5 protein-coding genes are annotated in these 7,445 nt (G+C 60.3%); 4 read left to right on the top strand and 1 reads right to left on the bottom strand.

Annotation, left to right across the window (positions count from 1 at the left end; genetic code table 11):
* Positions 1-2,595 (bottom strand): DNA polymerase III subunit alpha (dnaE, locus tag ACWIZX_RS00025; RefSeq protein WP_448334404.1); only part of this gene is annotated, 2,595 nt, incomplete at its 3' end.
* 688 nt (positions 2,596-3,283) lie between these two features.
* On the opposite strand from dnaE, the gene ACWIZX_RS00020 reads away from it, so the two are divergent.
* Genes ACWIZX_RS00020 through ACWIZX_RS00005 form a run of 4 tightly spaced genes read left to right on the top strand, consistent with a single transcriptional unit; the run spans position 3,284 to position 7,359 of the window.
* Positions 3,284-4,003 carry a lysophospholipid acyltransferase family protein gene (locus tag ACWIZX_RS00020; protein ID WP_448334403.1) on the top strand — a complete coding sequence of 240 codons (720 nt, stop codon included), beginning with the start codon at positions 3,284-3,286 and terminating at the stop codon, positions 4,001-4,003.
* Positions 3,954-5,555, top strand: a complete 1,602-nt coding sequence (locus tag ACWIZX_RS00015) for a M20 family peptidase (RefSeq protein WP_448334402.1) — start codon at positions 3,954-3,956, stop codon at positions 5,553-5,555. The genes ACWIZX_RS00020 and ACWIZX_RS00015 overlap by 50 nt, the downstream gene beginning before the upstream one ends.
* Positions 5,552-6,157: a hypothetical protein gene (locus ACWIZX_RS00010; RefSeq protein WP_448334401.1), complete on the top strand. Its 606-nt coding sequence runs from the start codon at positions 5,552-5,554 to the stop codon at positions 6,155-6,157. The genes ACWIZX_RS00015 and ACWIZX_RS00010 overlap by 4 nt, the downstream gene beginning before the upstream one ends.
* On the top strand, positions 6,154-7,359 hold the full coding sequence (locus ACWIZX_RS00005) for an MFS transporter (RefSeq protein WP_448334400.1): 1,206 nt from the start codon (positions 6,154-6,156) through the stop codon (positions 7,357-7,359). Before ACWIZX_RS00010 ends, ACWIZX_RS00005 begins: the two co-directional genes overlap by 4 nt.
* The last annotated feature ends 86 nt before the right edge of the window (positions 7,360-7,445 follow it).

Below are 7,445 nucleotides of genomic sequence, written 5' to 3'. Positions count from 1 at the left end.
GATGACCTTGTAATCGTCCCATCGTTGCGAGCCTTCAATCGGTAATTTTCTCGGCACACCAATCAAATCACCAGGTTTTAGCGCGGCAAGGTGTTTCCACCCCTCAAAGGTGTAAAAGGGATGATTGGCGGTTGCTTCAATCTGTCTTCCCAGACGAGTTGTGAGACGGTAAACCGGTTTAATCCCATTACTCACCACATCCAGTATTTTGCCTTCGGTCAAACGCAGCGAATCCAGTTCGCAGGTTGTTACCGCAGAGGGGGAACAACCACCTTGAGCCATTTCTTCAAGGGTGATGGGGAGACCGGTTGTGACGTCAATAATTTCGGTATCACCGGTCAGGCACTTGTTGAAACCGTAACGCGCAAACTCTTCCCAGTCTTCAAATATTTGTGCGGCGGTTTCCTGCGGGATGCCGCGCTGGGACGCACCTTTGATGAACTTTTCGCGGTGTTTTTCCAGTTTGTCTTTCTGCTTTTTGGCAATCGCTTTGCGCAGGTCGTCCGATTCGGAGAGGGTATACCCCGCCAGTTCCACCGCCGCGCGCATGATCTGTTCCTGATAGATGGGGATACCGTAGGTTTCCTCAAAAATCGGCTTCATCGCCGGGTGACGGTAAGTGACTTCTTCCTCGCCGTGCATGCGGGCAATATAGCGCGGGATGAATTCCAGCGGGCCGGGGCGGTAAAGCGCCACCATGGCAATCACATTGTCCACATTGCGCGGCTTCATTTGAGTCAGGTAACGGGTCATGCCCGTGCCTTCCAGTTGAAAGACGCCGGCGGTATGCCCTTTGCTGAGAAACTCGAAGGTGAAGGGGTCGTCAATCGGGATGTTCTCCAGCGTGTACCTTACGCCGTGACGTTTTTCGATCAGGTCGCAAGCGCGCTGCATGATGGTCAGGGTTGCCAGACCCAAAAAGTCCACCTTGAGCAGCCCCAGCGACTCGACAATGGACATTTCAAACTGGGTAACCGTCTTGATGGGGGATTCTTCCGAGCCGCTGGTCGGGCGGTGCAATGGGATGTACTCAATGATGGGCTTGTCGGTGATGATCACCCCGGCAGCGTGCGTGCCGGCGCTGCGGATGGAACCCTCCATGTGGGCAGCAGTGTCAATCAGGTCTTTCAGGTAGGGGGTGCTCTCGTAGAGCGCTTTCAATTCCGGCACCTGTTCGAGCGCTTCGGCGATGGTAACCGGCTTGCCGGGAATGTTGGGGATCAACTTGCTGACGCGGTCAACTTCGGTGAGGGGGATGTCCATCACTCTGCCCACATCGCGCACAGCGGCGCGCGCCCCCAGCGTGCCAAAGGTGATGATTTGCGCCACCCGGTCATCCCCGTACTTGCGGGCGCAGTATTCCATCATCTGAGCGCGCTGATCGTCCTGAAAGTCAAGGTCAATATCCGGCATGGAAATACGCCCGGGGTTGAGAAAACGCTCAAAAATCAACCCGTGCGCAATTGGTTCCACATTGGTGATTTCCAGTGTGTAAGCCACAATGGAGCCGGCTGCTGAACCGCGCGCATTGTACCAGATGCCTTTTTCGCGGGCATGGCGGCACAAATCCCACACGATGAGGAAGTAGGCATCGAAACCCATCTGGTGGATGACGGCCAGTTCGTATTCCAGCCGTTCGCGCGCCTGAGCGATGAGCGGAGAAGCACCGTACCGGCGCTGTAAGCCTTCCTCGCACAGGCTGCGCAGGTAGGTTTCTACCGTGCAGCCGGGCGGCACCTCAAAGACCGGCAGATGGTAGCCCTTGCTGGAAAGGTCAACGTTGACCCGTTCGGCAATCAGCAAGGTATTGTGCAGCGCTTCCGGCACTTCCTTGAAAATTTCCGCCATTTCCTGCGGCGGGCGCAGGTAGTAGGTGTTATCGGTCATGCGGAAGCGGTTTTTATCGCTGAGCAGTGAGCCGGTTTGAATCGCCAGCAGAATGTCCTGATAGCGGGCGTCCTCGGCTTCGATGTAGTGCACATCGTTGGTGGCCACAAAACGCGCCGGATAGCGCGGCGCCAGTTCCTTCAAGGCACGGTTGATCTCTTCCAGTTCGGGAATCTGGTGGCGCTGCAGTTCAAAGAAAAAGTTATCCTTGCCAAAGACCTCGTAGTACCAGTCCACCCGTTTGCGGGCTTCCTCAATGCCCTTTTCCAGAATCAATTGGGGAATTTCGGCAGCCATACAACCGGAGGTGGCAATCAGCCCTTCGGCATGTTTTGCCAGAAATTCGTGGTCAATGCGCGGATAGTAGTAAAAACCTTCCAGCTGGGCGGCGCTGGCAATTTTCAGCAGGTTTTGGTAGCCGGTTTCATTTTCCGCCAGCAGCAACAGGTGACTGGCGGATTTATCCAGTTTGGGGTCGCGGTCGCGCATTCCGCGCGGGGCAAGGTAGGCCTCCATGCCGATGATCGGCTTTACCCCCGCGGCTTTGGCAGCGTTGAAGAATTCGATCACCCCGTACATGCTGCCGTGATCGGTGATGGCCACCGCCGGCATGTTCATCTGCTTAACGCGCTCAATCAGCTTCTTGATGTGCGAGAAGCCGTCCAGCAGCGAGTATTGCGTGTGAACATGAAGATGAACGAAAGACATGCGCGGGTTCTCTCGTAAAGAGGGGGGTGGGCTGGTGCGAGAAAATTATAGCATGTCCGCCGGGGCTGCATGGCTGAGGTTTACTTAAAACTTGGCGGAGTATTGGATTCGTTAATGTTCCGTGAGTTGGGGATACGCCATTCCAACGACTTTGCGGGCGAGGCACTCTCCGACAGGGCCCCCTACCGCACCTCGAGGGTGGGGGTGATTTTCGCCAGCAGGGGTGAGTGTCGCTGCATTCGGAGGGACATGGCTGGTTTAATGTCCTTTTGAGCGAGCGCAGCGAGCGTGGCAATCTTATGTGTGACCCCCACCCACCTCCCCCAATATCGCTTCTGCGATATTGGGGGAGGCGAAGGAGGGGGCAATTTATCAGGTCTGGTGAGTGTCGCTGCACTCGGCGTGACACTGTTTGACAATGAATAAAAAGATTGATCGCCAGGACGCCAAGGATATTTTTATTTTCTTCTCGGCGTGTTTGCGCCTTTGGGTTAATTTTCGAACCTTCTCCGGTTATTCCATTTGCCCACAGACTTAACACAGGATAGAAAACGCTCTTCCGCCCTGTACGAAAACGGATTGACCGGCGGAGTACGCGCCGCAATCGTAAATGGTTTGAAATACGGCTGCCCTGTATCAACTTCGCAGTGTTTGCAAAACTCCACCCGCCGGTGATACAATTATTTACATGAACGCCAACGCCTCCCCGCATTCCCCGGCCCAGGCTGCCGAACAACCCCTGCCGCGCCGGCGCTTGCAGCGGGTGGTGGCTTTCCTCATCCGCCACCTGACCCGCACCACCTTCATCGGCGCTGAAAATCTGCCGCCCAGCGGCGGAGTCATCGTTGCCACCAATCACATCAGCCGGCTGGATATCCCCGTGCTGTTTGTCAACCCGGTGCGCCCCGATATCACCGCCCTGGTAGCGGATAAGTACCTCAAATACCCCTTCTTCCGCTGGTTTGCGGTAACGGCGGGAGGTATCTGGATTGACCGCAGCAAAGCCGACTTCACCGCCTTTGGGCAGGCGCTCTCCGCACTGCAGGCCGGCCGCGCGCTGGGAATTGCCCCAGAGGGCACCCGCAGCAACACGGCGACTCTGCTGGAGGGCAAGCCCGGTACCGTGCTGCTGGCACACCGCGCCCGCGTGCCGATTGTTCCGGTTGGCATCACCGGCACCCATACCGCGCTCAAATCGCTGCTCAAATTGCGGCGCGGGGAGATTGTGGCGCGCTTCGGCAAACCCTTCCGGCTGCCGCCCTTTTCCCGCGAAAACCGCGAAGAAGACCTGCGCCGCCAGACGGACGAGGTGATGTGCCGTATTGCCGCGCTGCTGCCGCCCGAATACCGCGGGGTGTATGCCGACCACCCGCGCCTGCACGAACTGCTCGCCAGCGGCGATTATTGATCCCCAGCCGCAGGCACCGATTTCGCTCTCCCCGGAGGAAAACCCTATGCTGCTCCCCATATTGATACCTGTGCTGGCGGTATTCATCTTTCTGGCCGCCTTTTTGCTGATTCGCACCAGCCTGTTCATGCGCCTGCCGGAGCCGGTTGAACCGGCCGAATTGCCGGAAGTGGACGCCGAAATTGCCGCCGGTCATCTCTCGCTGGCAATTCGCGCCAAAACTGTTTCCTACGATGATCAGCCGCCGGACGCTATGGCGTTTTACGAGCTGCACCGCACGCTGGAAACGCTTTACCCGCGCGTGCACGCCACACTGGAACGCCAGACGGTCTCCGATTTCAGCCTGCTCTACCGCTGGCGCGGCAGCAACCCGGAACTGCCCGCTGCGCTGTTTTGCGCCCATCTGGACGTGGTGCCGGCCGCCGAGGACAGCCTGGATCAGTGGCAGCACCCGCCCTTCAGCGGTGAGGTTGCCGAAGAGCAGGTGTGGGGCCGCGGTGCACTGGATGTCAAAGGCCAGCTGGTCGCCCTGATGGAAGCCGCCGAGCAATTGATCAAAGCCGGTTTTCAGCCCGAACGCACCATTTACTTTGCCTTCGGTGAGGATGAAGAAACCGGCGGACGACGCGGCGCAGCCCAAATTGCCGCTCTGCTGGCCGAACGCGGCGAGCAGCTGGAAGTGGTGCTGGACGAAGGCGGTGCCATTGTCCAGGGCACCCTGCCGGGCGTCGAACTGCCGGTTGCTTTGATCGGCATCGGCGAAAAGGGCTACCTGACCCTGCGCCTGCGGGTGGATCAGCCCGGCGGACATTCTTCCGCGCCCCCACCCAGCACCGCCATCGGCATCCTTGCGCGCGCCATCACCGCCATCGAAGATCATCCCTTCCCGGCATCCACCGTCTTTCTGCGCGAAACCTTCCGCGCCATCGGCGCAGCGGCTTCGCCGGCTTTACAGTTGATTTTTGCCAACCCGTGGCTGTTCGGGGGTCTGCTCAAGCGCCGCCTTTCGGCCGACCCGAAAACCAACGCCGCCATCCGCACCACGGCCGCGGTAACCATCGTGCGCGGCGGCGTCAAGGAAAACGTCCTTCCGCCAACCGCCGAAGCGCTGGTCAACCTGCGCCTGCTGCCGGGCGATTCGATTGAATCGGCGGTGGAGTACGTTCGCCAGGTGGTCAATGACCGCAATGTTCAAATTGAAGTTGTCCCGCAGGGCTCCTGGGATGCCGCCCCGCTGACCTCGCCGGACAGCCCGGCTTTCGAGAGCCTGAGCCGCGCCGTGCGCGAGGTGTTCCCCGGCGTGGTAACCGCGCCCTATCTGGTGATGGGCGCCACCGACGCCCGTTACTACACCGGCCTGTGCGAGAATGTGCTGCGCCTCACGCCGGTGGTGATGACCCGTGAGGATTTGGACAGCATCCACAGCGTGAATGAGCGCATCAGCGTGGCGGGGCTGGGGCGCATGGTACAGTTCTACCAGCACCTGATGCGCCTGTGGTGCGGCGGCGTTGAGCCGCAAAGCGAGAGCGCCCCCGCTCTTTCGGAAGAATGACCGTCCGGCGCCGGCTTGTCCTTTCTCTGTTCATTACGCTCACGCTGATCGCCGTGCTGACCGCCTTCGGCCCGGCTGAACGCACATTAGGCGCCAACTTGCGGCTGGTGTTGCTGCACGGCGCCTGGGTTTGGAGCGGAAAACTGCTGTTTGCCGCTGCCGGTTTGTGCGGGCTGGCCGCCATCCTCTCCCCCGCGCGTTGGGTGGACTGGTCGCGCGCGCTGGGCTGGAGCGGTTTGCTCTTCTGGCTGACTTACCTGCCCATGTCCCTGCTGGTGCAGTGGCAAAATTGGGGCGGCATCTTTTGGGACGAACCACGCTGGCGCATTCCCTTTACCTTTGGTGTGGTGGGGGTGCTGCTGCAAAGCGGGCTGCTGGTGCTCGACCAGCCGCGCCTGACCGGTTTTGCCAACGCTGCCTTTGGGCTGGCGCTCTGGCTGGCGCTGGGCGGGGCGGAAAACATCCTCCACCCCGATTCGCCGGTCGCCCAATCGGGTTCGTTTGCCATTCGGCTCACCTTTGGGCTGCTGCTGGGGCTGGCGCTGCTGAGCGGCGCCCAGCTCAGCCTGCTGTTGAAACGCTCCGTTCACAAAGCCGCATGAAAACCTCCTCACCGCCGACGCTGGGCGCACAGGTCGCCGTATTCACCCTCATCCGCAGCGTATTGAACACCAGTTACCGCATGGTGTACCCCTATCTTTCTCTTTTTCAAAGCGGGCTGGGGGTTGGTTTGCCGGCAATTTCGCTGGTGCTTTCGCTGCGCTCGTTGATCGCCTTTGCCGGGCCGTTCCTTTCCCCGATTGCCGACCGCTACGGACGGCGGGTGAGTATGCTGCTGGGCATGGGGTTGTTCACCATCGGCGCGCTGACGGTGGTCGTGCTGCCCACCTATACCGGTTTTGCCATCAGCCTGCCGTTGATGGCGCTGGCCTACATGATTTTTCTGCCGGCCATGCAGGCCTATCTGGGTGACCGGGTGGCCTACGAACGGCGCGGGCGGGTGATGGGCATCACCGAACTGTCGTGGTCGCTGTCGTTCATCATCGGCGTGCCGCTGGTGGGGGTGCTGCTCGGACGCAGCGGGGCATGGCAGTCCCCGTTTTTGCCGCTGGCGCTGCTGGGGGCGCTGAGCATGGTGGCTGTGTGGCGCATCCTGCCGCCCCACAACCGCCGCGCCGAACCGTCCAGCCAGCCCGGCGTTCCGCCGCTTCCATTGGGGCTGCTGCTGCGTTCGGCCCCGGCCCGCGCCGGTCTGCTGACCATTTTGCTGCTGACCGCCGCCAACGAAACGGTCAACCTGGTGTTCGGCCTGTGGCTGGAGCAGCGTTTCAACTTTCAACTGGCGGCGCTGGGAGCAGCCGCGGTGTTGATTGGGCTTTCGGAGATGGGCGGAGAGGGGCTTTCGGCAGCGCTGGTGGACCGGCTGGGCAAGGTCTGGTCGGTGCGTGCCGGTTTGCTGGTGAACATGCTGGCGGCGGTGGTCATGTTTGTCCTGGGCGGGCAGGCGTGGGGCGCGCTGGCCGGCCTGTTTTTGTTTTACCTCTCGTTTGAATTTTCGCTGGTTTCGCTGCTGCCGCTGATGAGCGAAGCGCTGCCTGCCCTGCGGGCAACCGTCATGGCCAGCACCCTGGCGATGGCCGCTTTGGGGCGCGCGCTCGGCACGCAGTTTGCTCCGCTGCTGTTCAACGGGGTGGGAATTGGCGGCAACCTGATCGCTGCCCTGGCAATGAACTTGCTGGCGGTTTGGCTGGTGCGGCAGGTGCGGGTGAACGAGGCCGCCCCAGCAGTCACACCGGCGGATTAGGAAAATACCCCTCAGCTTTGCTATTTTTGTGTCCAGTTTTATGAGCCCACTACAAAACAACCCCCACCGACCTCCCCCAATATCGC

This window comes from Bellilinea sp. (assembly GCF_053501535.1).
Note: the sequence above shows the minus strand (reverse complement) of the source record. Positions and strands in the feature narration are given on the sequence as shown.

Bases quoted from the DNA above. Each gene is read 5' to 3' on its own strand.
- ACWIZX_RS00020 (WP_448334403.1), top strand. From the start codon at position 3,284: ATGAACGCCAACGCCTCCCCGCATTCCCCGGCCCAGGCTGCCGAACAA.
- ACWIZX_RS00015 (WP_448334402.1), top strand. From the start codon at position 3,954: ATGCCGACCACCCGCGCCTGCACGAACTGCTCGCCAGCGGCGATTATT.
- ACWIZX_RS00005 (WP_448334400.1), top strand. From the start codon at position 6,154: ATGAAAACCTCCTCACCGCCGACGCTGGGCGCACAGGTCGCCGTATTC.
- ACWIZX_RS00010 (WP_448334401.1), top strand. From the start codon at position 5,552: ATGACCGTCCGGCGCCGGCTTGTCCTTTCTCTGTTCATTACGCTCACG.